The organism is Mucilaginibacter gotjawali (assembly GCF_002355435.1).
Taxonomy (GTDB): Bacteria; Bacteroidota; Bacteroidia; order Sphingobacteriales; family Sphingobacteriaceae; genus Mucilaginibacter; species Mucilaginibacter gotjawali.
This window is the reverse complement of sequence record NZ_AP017313.1, coordinates 1084142-1102696: the sequence shown is the minus strand read 5'-3', so window position 1 is coordinate 1102696 and position 18555 is coordinate 1084142. Positions and strand designations below refer to the sequence as shown.

Here is an 18555-nt window from a genome sequence, read left to right as displayed (position 1 = left end):
CTTATTTATCCACTATTACGAATGAACCCTTAGCTCCCGGGATGGAACCTTTAACTACCAATAGGTTTTGCTCAGCAAATACCTTAACTACCTGTAAGTTTTGTACCTTAACACGTTCGTTACCCATTTGGCCGGCCATACGCATACCTTTAAATACGCGGGAAGGCCATGAAGATGCACCCATTGAACCCGGAGCACGTAAACGATTGTGTTGTCCGTGAGTTTGCATACCCACACCACCGAAACCATGACGTTTTACAACACCCTGGAAACCTTTACCTTTTGAAGTACCCACCACATCAACAAAATCGCCGATCTCAAAAATCCCAACGGTGATGGTATCACCTAAGCTTTTTTGATCTTCGAAAGTTTTGAATTCAACCAGACGACGTTTTGGCGTTGTACCGGCTTTGGCGAAATGGCCTTTTAAGGGAGAAGTAGTGTGCTTGTCTTTTGCCTCACCATATGCAAGCTGTACAGCTGCATATCCGTCTGTTTCAACAGACCTGATCTGGGTTACCACGCAAGGGCCAGCTTCGATTACAGTACAGGGGATGTTTTTCCCTGTCTCGTCGAAAATGCTGGTCATTCCTACTTTTTTACCAATTATTCCTGACATTTTATTTATTTTTTTGTGCTCATCGAAGCAGTAGGGCCACGTTCAAAGCATATTATCCCCCGTTAAGGGACGGCAAAGATAGGGATTATAAATTAAATGCCAAATAGTGAGTGCATTATTTTTTATAATTATTTTGAGGGGTGATTTTGAAGGGAGGGGCTTAGCTAAAAAAATGTTTAAACGGCTAAATCATAGCGAAATCGATGTGACTATGGTCGTTTATTATTTCAACCAATACGCCTGTCAAATCGGCTCCGGGACCCGATTTGCTTTTTTTAAAGTTCCGCCAGATAATTTTGATCTCCTCATTGTATTCAAAAACGCCGAAACCGCCACATAAAAGATCGTTAAAAGCACTTAAATTATGGCCGGTTTTCCAGGTAAGGTCTTTCGTTAAGATTTTATCAATCCCGGTGTAGAATGACTCTAAATCAGAGAAGTTATTTCCATTGATAATAATAGTTTTCAATATGCCTTTTATTTTCTTGGCCGTCTTTATTTTACGATTTCAAACATGTGAACGATTATTTAAATCAACCTTCATTTAAAATACCTCTTCGTATGAAGTACCCGGTAAATAATAATCTTACCGCTGGTTTCTTTATAATGAATTCCATAGGGGAAGCGATACAGCGGTGCTATTCTTATTTCTCTATATCTTACCTGGAATAATGTAGGCTCACCTTCAATAAAGTGCATCGTTTCAAAAAACTCATTAAAGAAGTTATCCGTAATGGAAGGCGATATGTTATTATAATAATCCTGGATATCTTCTAAATCCTGTTCAGCTTCAATCCGGAATATCGACTCAAAGTTCAATTGGATTGAAACCTGTCTTTAATATGGTTAAATGATACATATTCAGCTTTTCCGGTATCATCCTGGTCGAGCATATCATCTATCATTTTTTTGTATTCATCAGTTAACTCCAAATTTAAATGATGCTGATGCAGCAAATCCTCATACTCATTGATGGGAATAATTGCAGCGGTTTTTACACCTTTATTGTTTGTTATAAATTGAGTTGTCATTATTCAAATTTAGGAAATAATTTATTAATACTGCTTTAAAGCTCATTCAGTATTGGTCAATAGATTTAGCCTGAACTTTGCCTTCCTGGTGTAACTTACCCACTTTACCGATTCTTCAAGATCATCCAATATTTGTTTTTCTTTGCCGCTTTGCAGTGCTTCTTACCTGTCTCAGATGCAACTACTTTACCGCCCAACTGTTCAATCAAGTCAGACAATGTTTTTTCAACCTTTTCCGGAATTTCGATAGTGAGCGTTGTCTTATAACAAATTTATAGCAATTATTTCTTATAACAAGCCGTCGATTTAATCCCCTCTCGCGCGAGAATGCCGCGCAGGCTAAAGAGGAGGCGTTCTCATATCTTTGTAAAGATAATCAAACAGGGCTAACGGCAGTACTTTGACTGGGCGTTAAAAATACCAATAATGGATATTGAGCACGAGGATAACCTGCCATTAGTTTTCTTTTTACCAAGCCTGGACAGTACTTAAGGATAGTACATTGCGTATTAATCCTGTATGAAACATGAGTAAAGGCAGTATAAAAAGATCCTGTATTTGTACACCTTAATTGTAAAATCTTATGTTAAAGTATTCACTTGGCATGGATGCATCTATGAAAGATATTCATGTCTGCCTTTCGGTAATCGACTCAAGGCAACAGGTAAAAGTAAAAGCCAGCAGTAAATTTGCTAACGACATGCAGGGGTTTAAAGACCTGCTTGTATGGCTATCCCGTCACAAAAAGGAATCAGACATTCCTTTAGTTAACGTGATTGAAGCTACCGGTGTATATTACGAAGCATGTGCCTTGTTTTTGTTTAAGGCCGGATTTGACGTTGCCGTTGTATTACCAAACAAAGCCAAAAAGTATTTACAGGCACTGGGGCTTAGATCGAAGAATGATAAAATAGATGCAGCAGGACTTGCCCGTATGGGTGCTGAGCAATGCCTGGAATTGTGGCAGCCCATGGATGAGTTCTTTTATACACTTAGGGCAATGACCCGTCATCATCAAAGTCTTCAGGAACTCAAAACCAATATCAATAATCAGCTTCATGCCGATGAGCATAGTATTTACAGCACTAAAGCCGTAATCAAACAGCTTAAAAAACTGATTGCTACAATTGAAAAGCAGCTTAAAGAAACCGATCAGAGCATCCATGACCATCTTTACAGCAACGATGAGGTAGGCCAAAGAGTGGATCATATTATTGACATAAAAGGGTTAAGTTATATGACAGTGGCAGTAGTGCTTGCGGAAACAAACGGTTTTGCCTTGTTTAAATCTGCATCGCAACTGGTCAGGTATTCGGGGTATGATATAATTGAAAACCAATCCGGCGGTCATCGAGGAAAAACCAAAATATCCAAAAAAGGCAACAGCCACATCAGGCGCGCCATGTATATGCCGGCATTTAATGTGGTCCGATACGAAAAAGGAAATTTTAAAACCTTCTTTGAGCGGATACTTGCACGGCATCATCAAAAAATGAAAGCCTATGTAGCCGTACAAAGAAAATTACTGGTAATGATCTATACGTTATGGAAAAAGAATGAAGCGTTTAACCGCGATGCCAAGATCAATAAATTCGGAAATGAGGAGACGGCGCCTTCTTTCGCTTTGACCGAAGGTCAACTTAATGAAGTAGCCCCGGCATAACCAGGGCTACACAAGATAGTCATCCGTCAACGTATCAACGTATGCCTTCTTTCGCTATACAAATTTAATAGAAAAAATATCATGGAAAAAACTTGCTTTTTAAGACAGTACCTCGTGCGCCGCTGACAGGTAATGAAGCATTGCACGAGCTTTAGCTTCAAAGGCACTCCTTAAAACTTCGGAAATCTGACGGCCTGCCTGCAGTTTAAACCCAACAGTTAAATTCATAATTTAATATAAATACGTCAAACTCCATCTCGATTTTTTGCAGAAAGGAAAATAAGTTATTTATTTCGCACAAAAAAAAACCAACCTCATGTCTATCAAAACCGAACTAGGAAAACTTGAAAAAAGCGCGCTTGTAGAAATAATTTGCGACTTATATAAAAAGAATAAGGCGGTGCAGGAGTACCTCAATTTTCACATCAAACCTGACGAAGATGGTTTATTTGAAAAATACCGGGCTAAAGTTTATGAAGCTTTTTTCCCTAAGCGGGGGTTCGGCTATAATCTAAAACAAGGCAAGCAGAGCATTACTGATTTTAAGAAGCTTGGCCCATCGGCTGAATCATTGGCTGATTTGATGCTTTTTTATGTTGAAACCGGGGTAACATTTACAAATGACTTTGGCGACATGAATGAAGCTTTTTACAACAGTATGGTGAGTACATATGCCAACGCATTGAAAATTATTTATAAAGAAAGACTATTGGATGTTTTTAAAGAACGATCTATGCAGATCATTGATGATACTCAAGATATGGGTTGGGGATTTCATGACAGTCTGTCCGAAATATTTTACCAATTTTATGAATAGTAAATGATCCGGAAAGTTTACATCCCCAACCTCGTGTAAATGCAGCACAAGCCAAAAGAGGTGGCGCTTTCGCGCGCCGCTGACAGGTAATGAAGCAGTGCCACCGCTGTGAAGCGTTTTACAAAATTGGTTAAGCCCAAACTTAAAGAATTTTAGAATTAATTGATTAAATTTGAAATAAGATCATCACCATGGACACTTTAACCATACGGGTTACTAATCAAAACGCCTACAGTTTATTAAATGGACTGGAAAAGCTGCATTTGATTAAAGTTTAAAAAAAAGAAACTGCTCCGACCGAAAAGCTGTCCGATAAATTTGCAGGCAAATTAACCATAGATGCTGCAAAAAAACTACAGGATCACATTAAGCAAAGTCGCGACGAATGGGATATGTGATAGATAGTAACGCGGTCATCGATTACCTGAGCGGGCAGTTACCCAAAAGTGCGATGCCATCTATGAATGGCATCGTCAATGATAAACCCATCCCTGGTCGCTCTAGTTTTCAATCAAGTCGTGTTTATAATAAATTCCTTTTTTCATTTCATCAATAGCATATAACAAACGCTTTTTGTTTACCTTACTCTTCATCAAATATTTTGTCGCTTTATTTAATTTCTTTTTCATCACCTGATTGTTGGTGTCACTTAGCTTATTGATCCTTCAGGGGTAACATGCAAAGCACACCTTCACCCTTTCCCTGCCGGCCTGAACGCGGGCACTACATTATTAACCGGCTTTGTTGATTGCAGATAGGTGAAAATAGCTTCAATGTCGGCATCGGTTAAATTAGTGAGGTCCTGCCATGGCATTGGCGGCAGCAGGGAGCGTTCACTGTCAAGTCCTTTGTATTTACCGTGGCGCAGGGCATTTTTAAATTGATCTTCCTTCCAGCTGCCGATCCCGGTGGCATCAGATGTAATATTTGCCGCAAAAGACGTCCCCCATGGGCCGATGGCTGCAGTAAGATCGCCGGCAAATACCACCAAGCCTCTTTTTATGTCGTCCGCGCCTGCCACCGGAATCGGAGCAGTTGATGGAAAACCCGACAACATTCGTGCTGAATCAATATATGGCCCCTTCGGTCCCATTTTTTTAGGCGAATGACAATCATTGCAACCCAGCGTAGTAACCAGGTAATTGCCGCGCTTCACCAGGCTGTCTTTTGAAGGCGGTGTTGCGGCGTCAGCATTTTTAACTCCTTTGCCTGGGTCGCAGGAATTTAACGACCATGCAAAAATTGCAATAATGAAAATAGCGGCTAGTTTTTTCATGTTTTGGGCTTTAATTGTAAATAGTAAAAGGTAACCAAAAATAAAAAAAATACCGATAAACCAAATAAAATCAAATGGTTATGATATGGGCATATGTTATCGTTACCGGGGCGAAGGGTTTTCAGAAAAACAAAAAGCCGCAAAAAAACAAGGCTTTGTTGGAAAGAATATCAAATATTTTATCTTTACCTTATGAAATTATTTTGTTTTCTGCCTGTACTGCTGCTAACCTGCCAACTCAGCCATGCACAGGATACCACAAGTACAGATGCCGGGAAAACAAAAAATGATAGCAGGGTTTTTACCTCGGTTGAACAAATACCAGAATTTCCGGGCGGATACCAGGCCTTTAGTAATTACCTGGCTAAAAACCTTCAATACCCGAAAGTAGCCCGTTTAATTGGCGTTAACGGGAAGCTTTTGGTGTCTTTTACGGTAGATGAAGGTGGACATGTCATTAATGCTACGCCAAGAAATTGTGTAGGTGCGGGTTGCGAAGCTGAAGCCGTAAGACTTTTAGAAGCTTCGCCGGTTTGGCGACCGGCGATACAAAATGGCCGCCCGGTAAGAGTACAGTTTAATGTACCCATCAGTTTTTCGCTTGGCGGCGCACCAGCGACAACCTATATCGGGAATTTAAGAAATTCAAAATATGGCTTTGTGTTCAATATCAAAGGTGTTTTATATACTATTGACGAGGCGGAAAAAATACTTGGCAGGTCGTTTCCATCTGATCAGATAGAAGTTGCCGAGCCTTTTTATAATTATAATAAAGTTGAAAAATTTGAAATGCCCGATAAAAAAGAAGTTTACTTAATCATCTTAAAAAAATCATGAAATTAAAAATCACCTTCCTTTCATTATTAGCTGCCGGAGCCCTTTTCTATAGTTGTAAAACAAAAGCACCAACCGACAGCCGCCTGGGCAACGCCACCCGCGAAGACAAAAACGGCTGGATCTATATCCACCTTGCGGGTGCGCCGGCTGATATCGGTTACCAGCATGGCTACCTGGTAGCCAAAGAGATTGATACTATGATTAAAGTATTGCAATACTACCTGCCACCCAGCAGCGGCAAGGACTGGGCGTTTTACCGGGGTGCGGCACAACGCTTTATATGGAAGAAGATAGACAAAGAATACCAGGATGAAATAAAAGGTATGGTGGACGGCTTGCAGGCCAAAGGATTTAAGTATGATACGCTTGATATAGCAGCGATGAATGCTTATTACGAGTTACCAGGCTACTACGTGCCGATGTTGATGGAAAAGGAAAAACCGGGCAGTGGCGATAACCGGGCCCCGGGTAATTGCAGTGCCTTTATTGCCACAGGCAGCTATACCAAAGATCATAAAATTGTGATTGCCCATAATAACTGGACGGATTACATCGTGGGCGAACGCTGGAATGTGATTGCTGATATAAAACCTGCAAAGGGCAATGAGTTTTTGATGGACACCGGCCCCGGCTTTATCCATAGCGGGGATGATTTTCTGATCACCAAAAGCGGAATTTTGATCACCGAAACCACCATTACACAGTTTAAAGGCTACGACACCACCAAAACACCTGAATTTGTGCGTGCCCGCCGTGCGGCCCAATACAGTAACAGCATTGATGATGCGGTGAAGATTATGACCACGGATAACAACGGCGGTTATGCCAACGACTGGCTGATTGGTGATACTAAAACCAACGAAGTGGCCAAACTGGAACTGGGTTTAAGAGACTTTAAGCTCTGGCGCTCAAAGGATACCGCTTTTATCGGCACCAACTTCGCCAGCGACCCTAAACTGATCAAAGAGGAAACTACTTTTGATGTGAATGACAAAACGACCTCGCCAAATGCCCGCAAGAAGCGGATGGAACAATTGGTGCATGTGCAATATAAAGGCAAACTGGATGACTCCACAGGGAAAGCCATTGAAGGCGATCACTTTGATGCGCTTAATAATAAATCGGCCTATGATCGCTGCGTAATTGACGGGCATGTGGACCAGGACCCGCTGGGGTGTAAAGAATTTCATGAAGGGCCATTTTTCCCGATGGGCGCTGTGCAGGGTAAAGTAACCACGGCAGCACTGGCGGGTAAAATGCAGTTCTGGGCGCACATGGGCCATCCGGGCGGAGACGACTTTTTAGCCGCACCGTTTTTAAAAGCCCATCCCGAATATGCGAAGACCCAAAGCAAATACCTTAGGGATATGAAAGCTTATCCCTGGACACTGTTTTCGGCATCGAATTAATATCTGAACCGGGATTAAGCAAATTTTTAATCACAGGTTACACGGATTTTACTTAATTTAAATCCGTGTAACCTGTGTAATCAATCAAAAAATCTGTGATCCTATTCCATCATCAGCCTTCTGATCAGTTCAGCACTTTGCTTATTTCCTTCTTCCAGCCTTCCTTTAAAAAAGGCCTGCACATCATTAAAGTGCTTTTTGTAGCCTTCCATATCGCCATAGCCAATGATGGACGACCATTCCCTTACCGCTGAATGAAACTCCAGGTCGTCGCCGCGGATGGTTTTATCGTAAACGGCAGTAAGGATAGATTCTTCCAGTAACTCCTCATTTTTAAACAAGTATTCGGCAATACCCAGGCGCAGGCGGAATGGCGGCGTCTGGCAGATCAGGTTATCATAGGGATTTACGCCGAGGTGGTACCAGGCATCAACCATACTTAAAATGCTTAAATGCGAGTTTGGTTTTTGATGTTCCGGCTTCTGGCCCAGGGCAAACTCCCTCATTACAGTATCATTCAGCATGATCGGTTTGCGGCTTTCGTGGAAAACAAAATCGCGTGCACGGTAAAGCCTCTGGCGAAAAGCCTCTTCCTCCTCTTTGATCATCAGCTTAAATAATTCCGACTCGGACACCGCATAACGCTTCACCTGTTGCCGGGCATAAGGGTTCATGATAGCCAAGCCGCCATAAACGTGTGCTTTATAGCTGAAGATCCGCAGGGTGGTGAGGATCTTTACATTATCGATACCGCCCACATAGGAGGCATTTTCCCATGGGAAAAACCCAGCCTCTTTCCAGGCGGTACCCATGCTCTCAAAACCTACGTGGGTTACGGCCTGGGTATCGGCCACTATTTTATCGTGATCGTGGTAATTGGCTATTTCCACAATATCCGTTTCGAGGGCGGTAAACAGGTCGAGCATGCGCTGATAGGCTTCTGCATCAGCCCTGTGGTTGATCAGGATCAGTTTTTGCCCCTTAGGCGCAAAACCTGGCCCATGCATGGCATGAAAGGTAACGATCTGTGCATCGGCGGGCAGGTATTTTTCAAAGGTCTCGATCTCCGGCGTTTTAACCGAAGTTTGGCCGGCCACGATGGCGCCGTATTTAGTCGCGGGGCCGCATTCGGCAACCACCCTTGCCAGGCTTTCGGCTTCAACGGAGTAGATGATCAGGTCGGAAGTACGGGAAACATCTTTCCCGCTATCCACAATGTGTATACCAAAAGGGTTAAGTTCATCTTCCAGCTTTTGCCTGTTGCCGGGCAGGTCACAGCCGCAAACCTGGTAACCGGCCGTTGCAAATGCTTTCGCATACAAACGTCCCATATCTCCCAGGCCAATCATGCCTATATTCATGGTGCTAAGATAGCGGAAAGTCCGGAAAGTCGGTAAAGTCCGAAAGTCCGGAAAGTAAGAAAGAAAAAAATAGATGATTGGGCTGTAATACTAAAAATCTCCCGGACTTCCGGACTTTACCGACTTTCCGACTAAAAAAATATCACACTTCTCACTTCTAAATGTTAATTTTACTTTATAAACACGTTTTTATGTTGAGGATAAAATTGATTGCGCTTGTTATTTGCTTCTTATCCGCCGCGGGTTTTGCCCAGGATACGGTAAAGAAGTCTCATAACGCAAAGCCGCACCATATTTATAAGTATACCGGCGCCGCATATCACCGGTATAAAATTGATTCAGCTGCCAAAGCTGCACAGCAGAAGGCAGCAGTTCGGCCGCCGGCTATTCAACAGGCCGCGGTAAATAAAGACACCGTAAAGAAGGATACCACAGCGCCGGCCCCGGCACCTGCAAACAATAGCCTTAACAGCCAGTACCAGTATCTTTTATCCAAAGTATACCATTACCAGCAGCCGCTGATCTCCGCACTTTGGAAAAACGCTTCGGATACGTTGAACATAAACCGCGCAAGGTTGAATACTGCGTTGAAGAAGCTGAGCATACAAAGTAAAACCATCGACAGTTTAAATACCCAAATCAACGCCAAAGACGCAGAGATAAACAAAGTGGACGGAATCGAAATCTTCGGGTTGCTGTTCTCAAAAACCGCTTATAACCTCATTGTTTGGGGCCTGGTAATTCTTTTTGGTGTGATTGCCCTGGTGGTGATCATTCGCTCAGGCAGTTTAAAGCGCGAAGCTACCTATCGCACCCAGCTTTACAGCGAACTGGAAGAAGAATTTAAAACCTATAAAACCAAAGCCAACGAAAAAGAAAAGAAACTTGCCCGGGAACTGCAAACCGAGCGCAATAAGTTGGATGAGTTATTGGGGAGATAGGATGTCTGAATCAGAATTTTCAGAATTGAAGAATTCTCAGAATAATATTTTTTCAAATTCAATTGCGATGTCAGTTATCAAACCCACACTCCGTATTTTTGATTACGATAAAACTATTGAGTTTTATGTTGACTGGCTGGGCTTTAAGATCGACTCGATACACGTTTTTGAACGGGGTATGCCCAAATTTATGCAAGCTTCATTAAGAGTGTGGGGAAAAGGATCACATTTATAGAGAAGGTGAAATGAAAGCTTATCTTTTTGGTTGGAACCCGTTAAAATTTAAATGGGCGGATTTAGACGACGACATTAAAAAGCTGGCCGAAACCGGGCACCTGGAAGATAACTGGAGCGTAATCAGCCATAAAAGTATTAAACCCGGCGACAGGGCCTATATTGTTAGGGTAGGCATTGAGCCGAAAGGCATATTTGCATCGGGCACGATAGCTGCGGATGCTTACCCGGCCTTTCGTGATGGCAGGCATTATTATCGGATTACGGTGGCATTGGATGTTTTGCTGAACCCGGATAAAGAACCAATTCTTACTTTAGATATTTTAAAAACCGGTAACCTTGCCGCACAGAACTGGACGCCCCAGGCATCGGGTATCTCCATAAAACCACAACTGGTTGACGAACTGGAAGGCGTTTGGCTTAATTTTTTGGATTCGACCGGGAAATGGGAAATTTGAAATTGATTTGTAACCGGGCAGGTCATTTAGTAGATTTCATCCGCTTTTTAAACTCATCATATGTGATAAACCTACCTGCTTCAATATCAGCCTGTCCCTGGGCAATACCGTCAAGCACATGCTGCGGCAACGGTCCCTCGTCATCTTTTACAAACGGGATTTCAGAATCTTCGAGAAAAGCCATCAAGAACTTTTCCTGCTCATCGGTGGGGTGTATTACGTAGATTGCCATATATCAAATTTAATTAAAATACTACAAACTCAAAAAGCGGCCTCCAGGGTGACTTACTTTTTCTGTTATTTTATTCTCGCACTATGTCGTCGTGCGATATTCTCTTAGCCCAGGCTTAACGCAAAATGTAATAGGTTGTGGCTAGAACTGAAAATTCTGCCCCGCTAGGGGCAACCTATTTGTAGAAAAACCGCAATCACTTTATTTTGCCCCTTAGGGGCTACCTATTCTTTTTTTTGAACAAACATTTTTTGCTATTTTCAGCCCATGTCAAATACCTACAGCCAGGTTTATATACATTTTGTATTTGCCGTAAAATATCGCAAAGCGGTGATACTCCCCGATTGGGAGGACGAACTTCAAAAATACATCACGGGAATCGTTCAAAACAACGGGCATAAGATGCTTGCTATAAACAATGTCCCAGACCATTTGCATTTCTTTGCCGGTCTCAACCTTAAACAATCCATTTCGCAATTGATGCAGCTTGTAAAGGGCGATAGTTCTGAATTTATCAACAAAAAACAATTTACGCCCCGAAAATTTCAATGGCGGGATGGGTATGGGGCATTCAGTAACAGCCGTTCGCAAATACCTGGCGTGGTGAAATATATTTTAAATCAAAAACAACATCATTTGAAAAAAACGTTCAGAGAAGAATACCTTGAAATGTTAAAAGCGTATGAAGTTGATTATGATGAAAAATATATTTTTCAGGATTTATTGGATGATTGAATAGAGAGCTTGCCAAAGAGGTAGCCCCTGACGGGGCAAATAACCTTATTTTTATTTTTTCTACAGATAGGTAGCCGCTCTGCGGCATGATTAGCACAATTTTGTTTGAAGTATTCCCGGCCTCACTCAGCGAAATTTTTCCTTTGCTAAAAACAGCGTCTATCTCAAACAAAAAAGGCCACCCGCAAAACGAATGGCCTTTTCTATATCCTTTTTCAAGCCCTCTCTTTTGGAGAGGGTTGGGTGAGGCTTGATCTTCCGGTACTATCACACTTTGATCTCAACTTCAACGCCGCTGGGCAGTTCAAGTTTCATCAGCGCATCAACAGTTTTTGAATTTGAACTGTAGATGTCTAATAACCTTTTGTATGAACATAACTGGAATTGCTCACGTGCTTTTTTGTTCACGTGCGGTGAACGCAAAACGGTGAAAACTTTCTTTTCAGTTGGTAAGGGAAGTGGTCCGCTTACAACAGCGCCTGTCGGCTTTACTGTTTTTACGATCTTCTCGGCTGACTTGTCAACCAGGTTGTAATCGTAAGATTTTAATTTGATCCTGATTCTTTGGCTCATTTTGTTTTTGTTTTTTGGGATTTCACCGATTTAACGATGATTTCACCGATTTTTAATTTGGCCAGCTATAAGAGCTATTAACTATACACTGACCGTTTATTTATATTAAGTTGATTGGTAACTAATCTCTAATCACCAATCAACTAATCTCTAATTACGCGTTTGCAGCAGCACGTTTACCTTTTGCTTTCGCAACTACTTCTTCCTGTACGTTACGCGGTGCTTCGGCATAGTGATCAAACTCCATGGTTGAAGTTGCACGGCCCGAAGTAATGGTACGTAACTGGGTTACATAACCAAACATTTCAGACAATGGCACTGTTGCCTTAATTACCTGCGCACCTGCACGTGAGTCCATACCTAAAAGCTGGCCACGACGACGGTTCATGTCACCGATAACATCACCCATGTTTTCTTCAGGGGTAAGGATCTCGATCTTCATGATCGGCTCCAGTAATACCGGTTTACATTTTGGCAATGCTTCACGGTAAGCCGATTTCGCTGCGATCTCGAAAGATAACGCATCTGAATCGACTGCGTGGAACGAACCATCAATCAAACGTACTTTTAAGCTGGTTAACGGATAACCGGCCAATACGCCATTATCCATAGCCGCTTTAAAGCCTTTTTCAACAGATGGAATAAACTCACGGGGGATTGAACCACCGCTGATCTCGTTCACAAACTGCAGGCCTTCCTGACCTTCGTCATTAGGCGATACAATGATCTGTATATCGGCAAATTTACCACGGCCACCGGTTTGTTTCTTGTAAGTTTCACGGTGCTGTGTAGTACCTGTGATAGCTTCCTTGTACGCAACCTGTGGCGCGCCCTGGTTAACTTCAACTTTGAACTCACGTTTTAAACGGTCCATGATGATATCCAGGTGAAGCTCGCCCATACCTGAAATGATGGTCTGGCCGGTTTCTTCATCAGATTTTACACGGAAGGTTGGATCTTCTTCAGATAATTTACCTAAAGCCATACCCAACTTATCAATATCAGCCTGAGTTTTAGGCTCAATAGCCAAACCGATAACCGGCTCAGGGAAATTCATTGACTCCAATACGATCGGGTGTTTTTCGTCGCAAAGGGTATCACCTGTTTTGATATCTTTAAAGCCTACTACCGCAGCAATATCACCTGCCCCAACGTTAGGGATAGGATTTTGCTTGTTGGCATGCATCTGGAAGATCCGTGAGATACGTTCTTTATTAGCCGAACGCATGTTATATACATACGAACCAGCTTCCAGGTTGCCTGAATATACGCGGATAAAGCACAAACGGCCAACAAAAGGGTCAGTTGCAATTTTGAACGCCAAAGCTGCAAAAGGCTCTTTTTCTGATGGCTGGCGAACAATTTCTTCGCCGGTATCAGGGTTGTGGCCAACAATACCGTTAACATCCATAGGTGAAGGAAGTAATTCCATCACATAATCAAGCATGGTTTGTACACCTTTGTTTTTGAATGATGAACCGCAAACCATAGGAACGATCTTCGCGTCAAGCACAGCTTTACGTAAAGCGTCCAATACTTCGCGCTCGGTGATGGTCTCAGGTGCATCAAAGAATTTCTCCATCAGGCTCTCATCATAGTCAGCTACTGATTCAAGGAGTTTTTCTCTCCACTCAGTTGCTTCCTCGATCATATCCTCAGGGATAGGCACTTCGGTAAAGGTCATCCCTTTATCATGCTCATTCCAAACGATACCCTTCCAGTTAATTAAATCAACAACACCTTTGAAGCTGTCTTCAGAGCCTATTGGTAACTGTAACGGAACAGCGTTGCTGCCCAGCATAGTTTTTACTTGTTTTACAACATTTAAAAAGTCGGCGCCTGAGCGGTCCATTTTATTTACGAAGCCTATACGGGCAACGTTATAGTTGTTGGCAAGCCTCCAGTTGGTTTCAGATTGCGGCTCAACACCGTCAACTGCCGAAAACAGGAACACTAAACCATCCAGTACACGTAATGAGCGGTTTACCTCAACGGTAAAGTCTACGTGTCCCGGGGTATCAATAATGTTGATATGGTAGCTATGGCCACGGTATTTCCAGTCGATAGTAGTAGCAGCCGAAGTGATGGTGATCCCACGCTCCTGCTCCTGCGCCATCCAGTCCATAGTTGCAGCGCCTTCATGTACTTCGCCAATTTTGTGGCTAAAGCCCGAATAATAAAGGATACGCTCCGTCGTGGTGGTTTTACCGGCATCAATATGCGCGGCAATACCTATATTTCTTGTATATCTTAAATCTCTTGCCATTATTTCTTTTGATTTCTCTGATTATGTAATGATTACACCGATTAATTATGCAATCATAATAAAATCGGTGTAATCCAATATTAAATCGGTGTAATCCTTTTGATTAGAACCTAAAGTGTGAGAACGCTTTGTTGGCTTCAGCCATTTTGTGCGTATCTTCTTTCTTCTTCACAGCAGCACCTTCACCTTTAGCAGCTGAAATGATCTCGCCGGCTAATTTCTCCATCATGGTTTTTTCACCACGACGACGGGCATAGCTGATCAGCCATTTCATACCTAAAGCAATTTTACGCTCAGGACGAACTTCTGTTGGCACCTGGAAGTTTGCACCACCTACACGGCGGCTTTTTACTTCAACAGCAGGCATTACATTGTTTAAAGCCTTTTTCCAGGTATCTAAACCACTTTCGTTGGTTTTCTTTTCAACAATTTCAACAGCGTTATAAAATATAGCGTATGCGGTTGATTTTTTACCATCATACATCATGTTATTTACGAACCTTGTAACCAAAGTATCATTGAACTTTGGATCAGGAAGGATAATTCTCTTTTTTGGTTTTGACTTTCTCATTGCTATCTTTCCTCCTGATTATTTTTTCTTTTTAGCCGGTGCACCTTTGGTCGCAGCTGCTGCCTGACCTGGTTTAGGGCGTTTGGTACCATATTTTGAACGACGTTGGTTACGGCCTGCAACACCTGATGTATCCAATGCACCACGGATGATGTGGTAACGTACACCTGGTAAATCCTTAACACGACCACCGCGGATCAACACGATAGAGTGTTCCTGTAAGTTGTGGCCTTCTCCGGGGATATAGGCATTCACTTCTTTACCGTTGGTTAAACGTACACGCGCCACCTTGCGCATTGCTGAGTTTGGTTTTTTAGGGGTAGTGGTGTACACACGGGTGCACACGCCTCTTCGCTGTGGACAGCTGTCCAACGCTGGCGACTTACTCTTGTCAACCAGAGCTACTCTACCTTTTCTAACTAATTGCTGAATAGTAGGCATTTTTCCTTTTTGTCTTTACTTTTTTTATCCCCAGCGTGCCAACACGGCACACTTATTTTAAGGACTGCAAAGGTAGGTACTTATTTTTTGATTTTCAAGGGCTTTGGTAAAAAAGTTTACTTATTGGTTATAAGGGTTGTAGATAGGTTGTAAATGTTAGAATTGTTGTAGTTGTTGTAAGGTTAGGCCGAAGTTGTAAATGTTGGAATTGTGCAGGGATTAGAAGGCCTGAAGAGAGGCATGCCTGAACCACCCGGCACGGATAAATACACCTGAAACACCTGGCACGCAAATAAATTCTGTATTTTACTTGGATTTATAAAGAAATATTTGTATAAATAATCGTTTTAAAAGAAAACCTGCAAGGTTGTGGTTACAGTCAGTTTGTAATTATGGGAATTTTTGTCATTGTTGTACGGTTTGTAGAGACGCGATGCATCGCGTCTCCCGCGTTTAGGTGAACGCCTTTGAGGTGATACAAACATACGGGATTTTAGGGGGGAACACAATCCGCAGAAATAGCCAGAGCCAAGGAACGCAGGGAAATTATTTAGAACGGTTACTTTTCCCAATAAAGAGTATTAAGAGAATTAATAGCGCTTATCATACCAAATATAATCCAATCACAAAATGTTTAAAGAACGATTGACCTATCAAATAAAATTGCATCCGTATGCATCAACGTTAGTTGTTTTGTATACGGTATTTTGGGCCGTCGTGTATTGTTTGCTTTTCAATGGTTTCACAGTCGGCCAATTGGCATTAGATGCCATGTTTTTATCTATTCCATATTCCTTGATCGCGTTGATCTTATCACTCACGTTGAAAAATAGCGGCCGATTTTTTCTTTGGTTAACTTTTATAATTTATATTCCAATAATAGCCACATTTTTAATAGTACTTCCTCTTCTTTGATTTTTAATAATAAATATCGACTAATATTATTTTTGACGATTTGATATTTTATCAATTAAATAACTTAAGATTTATAACTAAACTATCCCTTCTGATTTTATAATTTCTTTTATGTCATCCTTGCTAACAGACGATTCTTCAGACTTATCAAAAATGGTAATTAAATAGATATCGGTTGAGTCCGTGTTTTCCTGTATTAGGTAGGTAATTATTCTAAAGCCGCCACTTTTTCCCTTTCCCTTCGATTCATCTGCCAGCCTGATTTTATATATATTCGCACCATAGTTATCGCCGAGCCTCGGATTTTGGATAAGATCCTGCTCAAGTTGACTTAAGTTAAATTGCAGCGTGTGATATTTTTTTAAAAGCCGCTTAGCTTTTTTTAAGAAAAATGCGGTAAGGCGTACATTATTTGCCATCGAAAAGATCAGACATTGAATAACCCTTTGCCTTCCCTTCGTGGATTTCCTTCGCTTCTTTTAACCCTTGTCTTATTTCATCCAGTAATTTCGCTTTTTTTGCCTGTTCTCTTTCAGAAGAAACTGAAATGACCTCACCACCAAGTTCTTTGACAAATGCTGAAAGCTTGTTTTTTGCTTTTCCAGGGACTTGAATGGTTATTGTGGTCATATTCAAAGATACTCAATATCCAAGATTTATGCAAAAAAAGAATTTATTCCACAACGTGAGGCCACTCACGAAGTTTATTCCTTATCCCCATTTTTAAGAGACTTTTTCCTTATGTTTAACCCCATCAACGCAAACCCATCTCATGATCAAAAAAATTATAACCTCATCCCTGTTTATATTGTTACTCCTCCCCTTTTTCGGCCAGGCCCAAATCAAACTGGTGCGCCGCAGCCTGCTGAACGGGAAGGTTGAGCTATCGGTGCCTGCTAATTTTAAGCAGATGCCTGCCCAGGCGCTCGCTGCAAAATATGCCCATGAAGGGCAGCAACCGGCTGCTGTTTTTAACGATACGAAAGGCGAAGTAAATTTAGTGATCAGCCAGACCGGGCAAACGATGACACCCGACCAGATCGGCCAATACAAAGATTTTATGATCAACACCCTAAAACACGCGCGGCCCGATGCCGTATGGCTTGATAGCGGCGTTAAAACCATTAACGGTAAACAGGTGGGCTATTTTAAAATGATGACTACTGCGGCGGATCAAAAAGTGTTTGCCTTTTATTTTTATACCATCCTCGAAGGCAAATTACTAATGTTTACTTTTAATTGCCCCCAGGCGCTGCTGCCCAAATGGAAAACCACCGCCGAAGCCATGGTGGCATCGCTAAAAGTTAAATAACTTAGTCGGTTACGCCTTTAATATTCCGTTACCTGGTTAATGTCAGCGGCGAAATCACTACACCCGAGGTATAGTTCCAGTGGAATATAATATTGGTGGTAGTTATTTCGATGCTCCCGGTATAAGTGGTGCCATTTAGCGTAGCTGCAAAAGGAAATGTGCCGTTGGCTAAAGTAGCCTGGTAAACCGAAAAATTAAAATACTGGCTTAACGTACTGCTGCCGGCGCCGCAAACAATGGAGCGCGTGGCGCCCACAAAGCTGAGTGAATACTTGTTCAGATACAGCGAATAGCCCAATGAAAGCATGCTGTTTGTGCAGTAAGTGTTTGTGGTGGTGGCCGTAAAAGCGAGGGCAGTGGTATCACCCGCAGCATTTTTATAATAACCTGGTGTCAGCTTAATTTCATCGCCGGTTAGCGGCGTAAAATAAGGATTATAGTCAGGGTTATAAACGGAATCCGTCACTTTTATGGTGATACTGGCCGGTGCTGCGCCGCTTTGATTTGCGGTGACAGCATAATCCCCCGATTTGGTAAATACAAGGCGGGCGCCATTTTTTTGGGTGGTTAAGGTATCATGGCCTGCAGGGGTAACGGTCCAAAAAACGCTTTTGGTTGAATCTGCACCAACTAAAGCAAGCAAATCGGGCTCATTAACTTTCAAAACGGTTTTAGTAGCGGCAATTTGTCCGGCGGGCGCATTCAGCTGGCCACTTTTTGTGCAGGATACTATTGTTAAAAATACGGCTATAATCAGCGCTAAAACATAGGCAGATTTTTTCATGCGCATTCAGGTTAATGAAGTCTGTACCCAAAGCTAAATAAAATAATTAAGAGATATAAATCCCAGCTGCAATATCCACC

General features: G+C 42.1%; 24 protein-coding genes. 9 read left to right on the top strand and 15 right to left on the bottom strand.

Translation table 11 applies throughout. The annotated features are described in order from the left end of the window. Position 1: 1 nt before the first annotated feature. The 4 genes from rplC to MgSA37_RS04985 form a co-directional block, all read right to left on the bottom strand. Positions 2 to 619, bottom strand: coding sequence for a 50S ribosomal protein L3 (gene rplC / locus MgSA37_RS05000; protein ID WP_096350132.1), 618 nt, complete (start codon positions 617 to 619; stop codon positions 2 to 4). Positions 620 to 803: 184 nt separating this feature from the next. Continuing rightward, the gene (locus MgSA37_RS04995; RefSeq protein WP_197706089.1) at positions 804 to 1088 is read right to left on the bottom strand and encodes a barstar family protein; all 285 of its coding nucleotides are present in this window, start codon (positions 1086 to 1088) and stop codon (positions 804 to 806) included. A gap of 71 nt (positions 1089 to 1159) precedes the next feature. Then, entirely contained in the window at positions 1160 to 1438 is a 279-nt protein-coding gene (locus MgSA37_RS04990; protein WP_157750441.1) for a type II toxin-antitoxin system RelE/ParE family toxin, read from the bottom strand. Continuing rightward, on the bottom strand, positions 1435 to 1650 hold the full coding sequence (locus MgSA37_RS04985; RefSeq protein WP_096350129.1) for a hypothetical protein: 216 nt from the start codon (positions 1648 to 1650) through the stop codon (positions 1435 to 1437). Before MgSA37_RS04985 ends, MgSA37_RS04990 begins: the two co-directional genes overlap by 4 nt. Positions 1651 to 2233: 583 nt before the next feature. Here MgSA37_RS04985 and MgSA37_RS04980 point away from each other — a divergent pair. Together MgSA37_RS04980 and MgSA37_RS04975 are read left to right on the top strand one after the other, a co-directional pair. Beyond that, positions 2234 to 3313 carry an IS110 family RNA-guided transposase gene (locus tag MgSA37_RS04980; RefSeq protein ID WP_096350128.1) on the top strand — a complete coding sequence of 360 codons (1080 nt, stop codon included), beginning with the start codon at positions 2234 to 2236 and terminating at the stop codon, positions 3311 to 3313. 316 nt (positions 3314 to 3629) lie between these two features. Beyond that, the gene (locus MgSA37_RS04975; protein ID WP_096350127.1) at positions 3630 to 4130 is read left to right on the top strand and encodes a DUF6155 family protein; all 501 of its coding nucleotides are present in this window, start codon (positions 3630 to 3632) and stop codon (positions 4128 to 4130) included. 500 nt (positions 4131 to 4630) lie between these two features. On the opposite strand, the gene MgSA37_RS29360 is transcribed toward MgSA37_RS04975, so the two are convergent. After that, a complete protein-coding gene (locus MgSA37_RS29360; protein ID WP_260146976.1) occupies positions 4631 to 4759 on the bottom strand; it encodes a type II toxin-antitoxin system Phd/YefM family antitoxin in 129 nt (42 codons plus the stop codon). A 62-nt stretch (positions 4760 to 4821) separates the two neighbouring features. After that, entirely contained in the window at positions 4822 to 5406 is a 585-nt protein-coding gene (locus MgSA37_RS04970) for a c-type cytochrome (protein WP_096350126.1), read from the bottom strand. Between the two features lie 192 nt (positions 5407 to 5598). On the opposite strand from MgSA37_RS04970, the gene MgSA37_RS04965 reads away from it, so the two are divergent. Further along, complete coding sequence (locus MgSA37_RS04965) at positions 5599 to 6243, top strand: energy transducer TonB (RefSeq protein WP_157750440.1); 645 nt, start codon at positions 5599 to 5601, stop codon at positions 6241 to 6243. Further along, positions 6240 to 7652, top strand: a complete 1413-nt coding sequence (locus MgSA37_RS04960; RefSeq protein ID WP_096350124.1) for a C45 family autoproteolytic acyltransferase/hydolase — start codon at positions 6240 to 6242, stop codon at positions 7650 to 7652. Before MgSA37_RS04965 ends, MgSA37_RS04960 begins: the two co-directional genes overlap by 4 nt. A 101-nt stretch (positions 7653 to 7753) precedes the next feature. Here MgSA37_RS04960 and MgSA37_RS04955 read toward each other — a convergent pair whose 3' ends face one another. After that, complete coding sequence (locus MgSA37_RS04955) at positions 7754 to 9013, bottom strand: prephenate dehydrogenase (RefSeq protein WP_096350123.1); 1260 nt, start codon at positions 9011 to 9013, stop codon at positions 7754 to 7756. A gap of 191 nt (positions 9014 to 9204) precedes the next feature. Between MgSA37_RS04955 and MgSA37_RS04950 the strand changes: the two genes are divergently transcribed. From MgSA37_RS04950 to MgSA37_RS04940, 3 genes are all read left to right on the top strand, one after another. After that, positions 9205 to 9954 (top strand): hypothetical protein, encoded by a 750-nt coding sequence (locus MgSA37_RS04950; RefSeq protein WP_096350122.1) that lies wholly within the window; start codon positions 9205 to 9207, stop codon positions 9952 to 9954. A gap of 67 nt (positions 9955 to 10021) precedes the next feature. Further along, positions 10022 to 10189 carry a glyoxalase superfamily protein gene (locus MgSA37_RS28745; RefSeq protein ID WP_183476416.1) on the top strand — a complete coding sequence of 56 codons (168 nt, stop codon included), beginning with the start codon at positions 10022 to 10024 and terminating at the stop codon, positions 10187 to 10189. 10 nt (positions 10190 to 10199) lie between these two features. Further along, a complete protein-coding gene (locus MgSA37_RS04940; RefSeq protein ID WP_096350121.1) occupies positions 10200 to 10646 on the top strand; it encodes an EVE domain-containing protein in 447 nt (148 codons plus the stop codon). A 22-nt stretch (positions 10647 to 10668) separates the two neighbouring features. Here the strand turns inward: MgSA37_RS04940 and MgSA37_RS04935 are convergent, their stop codons facing one another. Continuing rightward, positions 10669 to 10878 (bottom strand): hypothetical protein, encoded by a 210-nt coding sequence (locus tag MgSA37_RS04935; RefSeq protein WP_096350120.1) that lies wholly within the window; start codon positions 10876 to 10878, stop codon positions 10669 to 10671. Positions 10879 to 11145: 267 nt separating this feature from the next. Between MgSA37_RS04935 and tnpA the strand changes: the two genes are divergently transcribed. After that, positions 11146 to 11613, top strand: coding sequence for an IS200/IS605 family transposase (tnpA, locus tag MgSA37_RS04930; protein WP_096350119.1), 468 nt, complete (start codon positions 11146 to 11148; stop codon positions 11611 to 11613). A 267-nt stretch (positions 11614 to 11880) separates the two neighbouring features. Here the strand turns inward: tnpA and rpsJ are convergent, their stop codons facing one another. From rpsJ to MgSA37_RS04900, 6 genes are all read right to left on the bottom strand, one after another. Next, complete coding sequence (gene rpsJ, locus MgSA37_RS04925; protein ID WP_078347761.1) at positions 11881 to 12186, bottom strand: 30S ribosomal protein S10; 306 nt, start codon at positions 12184 to 12186, stop codon at positions 11881 to 11883. Positions 12187 to 12340: 154 nt separating this feature from the next. Beyond that, positions 12341 to 14452: an elongation factor G gene (gene fusA / locus MgSA37_RS04920; protein ID WP_096350118.1), complete on the bottom strand. Its 2112-nt coding sequence runs from the start codon at positions 14450 to 14452 to the stop codon at positions 12341 to 12343. 103 nt (positions 14453 to 14555) lie between these two features. Further along, on the bottom strand, positions 14556 to 15023 hold the full coding sequence (gene rpsG / locus MgSA37_RS04915; protein ID WP_096350117.1) for a 30S ribosomal protein S7: 468 nt from the start codon (positions 15021 to 15023) through the stop codon (positions 14556 to 14558). Between the two features lie 18 nt (positions 15024 to 15041). Beyond that, a complete protein-coding gene (rpsL, locus tag MgSA37_RS04910; protein ID WP_096350116.1) occupies positions 15042 to 15464 on the bottom strand; it encodes a 30S ribosomal protein S12 in 423 nt (140 codons plus the stop codon). A 992-nt stretch (positions 15465 to 16456) separates the two neighbouring features. After that, positions 16457 to 16798 (bottom strand): type II toxin-antitoxin system RelE/ParE family toxin, encoded by a 342-nt coding sequence (locus MgSA37_RS04905; protein ID WP_096350115.1) that lies wholly within the window; start codon positions 16796 to 16798, stop codon positions 16457 to 16459. Beyond that, positions 16788 to 17009 (bottom strand): hypothetical protein, encoded by a 222-nt coding sequence (locus MgSA37_RS04900; protein WP_096350114.1) that lies wholly within the window; start codon positions 17007 to 17009, stop codon positions 16788 to 16790. Before MgSA37_RS04900 ends, MgSA37_RS04905 begins: the two co-directional genes overlap by 11 nt. Positions 17010 to 17151: 142 nt before the next feature. Here MgSA37_RS04900 and MgSA37_RS04895 point away from each other — a divergent pair, with 142 nt between their 5' ends. Beyond that, positions 17152 to 17691, top strand: a complete 540-nt coding sequence (locus tag MgSA37_RS04895) for a DcrB-related protein (protein WP_096350113.1) — start codon at positions 17152 to 17154, stop codon at positions 17689 to 17691. A 28-nt stretch (positions 17692 to 17719) separates the two neighbouring features. On the opposite strand, the gene MgSA37_RS04890 is transcribed toward MgSA37_RS04895, so the two are convergent. After that, positions 17720 to 18475 carry a hypothetical protein gene (locus MgSA37_RS04890; protein ID WP_157750439.1) on the bottom strand — a complete coding sequence of 252 codons (756 nt, stop codon included), beginning with the start codon at positions 18473 to 18475 and terminating at the stop codon, positions 17720 to 17722. Positions 18476 to 18555 lie beyond the last annotated feature (80 nt).

Excerpts from the sequence above, each read along its gene's own strand:
- MgSA37_RS04970 (WP_096350126.1), bottom strand. The coding sequence starts at position 5,406 with ATGAAAAAACTAGCCGCTATTTTCATTATTGCAATTTTTGCATGGTCG.
- rpsJ (WP_078347761.1), bottom strand. The coding sequence starts at position 12,186 with ATGAGCCAAAGAATCAGGATCAAATTAAAATCTTACGATTACAACCTG.
- MgSA37_RS29360 (WP_260146976.1), bottom strand. The coding sequence starts at position 4,759 with ATGAAAAAGAAATTAAATAAAGCGACAAAATATTTGATGAAGAGTAAG.
- MgSA37_RS04905 (WP_096350115.1), bottom strand. The coding sequence starts at position 16,798 with ATGGCAAATAATGTACGCCTTACCGCATTTTTCTTAAAAAAAGCTAAG.
- MgSA37_RS04890 (WP_157750439.1), bottom strand. The coding sequence starts at position 18,475 with ATGAAAAAATCTGCCTATGTTTTAGCGCTGATTATAGCCGTATTTTTA.
- MgSA37_RS04950 (WP_096350122.1), top strand. The coding sequence starts at position 9,205 with ATGTTGAGGATAAAATTGATTGCGCTTGTTATTTGCTTCTTATCCGCC.
- MgSA37_RS04900 (WP_096350114.1), bottom strand. The coding sequence starts at position 17,009 with ATGACCACAATAACCATTCAAGTCCCTGGAAAAGCAAAAAACAAGCTT.
- MgSA37_RS04940 (WP_096350121.1), top strand. The coding sequence starts at position 10,200 with ATGAAAGCTTATCTTTTTGGTTGGAACCCGTTAAAATTTAAATGGGCG.
- fusA (WP_096350118.1), bottom strand. The coding sequence starts at position 14,452 with ATGGCAAGAGATTTAAGATATACAAGAAATATAGGTATTGCCGCGCAT.
- MgSA37_RS04985 (WP_096350129.1), bottom strand. The coding sequence starts at position 1,650 with ATGACAACTCAATTTATAACAAACAATAAAGGTGTAAAAACCGCTGCA.
- MgSA37_RS04955 (WP_096350123.1), bottom strand. The coding sequence starts at position 9,013 with ATGAATATAGGCATGATTGGCCTGGGAGATATGGGACGTTTGTATGCG.
- MgSA37_RS04895 (WP_096350113.1), top strand. The coding sequence starts at position 17,152 with ATGATCAAAAAAATTATAACCTCATCCCTGTTTATATTGTTACTCCTC.
- rpsL (WP_096350116.1), bottom strand. The coding sequence starts at position 15,464 with ATGCCTACTATTCAGCAATTAGTTAGAAAAGGTAGAGTAGCTCTGGTT.
- MgSA37_RS04935 (WP_096350120.1), bottom strand. The coding sequence starts at position 10,878 with ATGGCAATCTACGTAATACACCCCACCGATGAGCAGGAAAAGTTCTTG.
- MgSA37_RS04980 (WP_096350128.1), top strand. The coding sequence starts at position 2,234 with ATGTTAAAGTATTCACTTGGCATGGATGCATCTATGAAAGATATTCAT.
- tnpA (WP_096350119.1), top strand. The coding sequence starts at position 11,146 with ATGTCAAATACCTACAGCCAGGTTTATATACATTTTGTATTTGCCGTA.
- MgSA37_RS28745 (WP_183476416.1), top strand. The coding sequence starts at position 10,022 with ATGTCAGTTATCAAACCCACACTCCGTATTTTTGATTACGATAAAACT.
- rplC (WP_096350132.1), bottom strand. The coding sequence starts at position 619 with ATGTCAGGAATAATTGGTAAAAAAGTAGGAATGACCAGCATTTTCGAC.
- MgSA37_RS04965 (WP_157750440.1), top strand. The coding sequence starts at position 5,599 with ATGAAATTATTTTGTTTTCTGCCTGTACTGCTGCTAACCTGCCAACTC.
- MgSA37_RS04975 (WP_096350127.1), top strand. The coding sequence starts at position 3,630 with ATGTCTATCAAAACCGAACTAGGAAAACTTGAAAAAAGCGCGCTTGTA.
- MgSA37_RS04960 (WP_096350124.1), top strand. The coding sequence starts at position 6,240 with ATGAAATTAAAAATCACCTTCCTTTCATTATTAGCTGCCGGAGCCCTT.
- rpsG (WP_096350117.1), bottom strand. The coding sequence starts at position 15,023 with ATGAGAAAGTCAAAACCAAAAAAGAGAATTATCCTTCCTGATCCAAAG.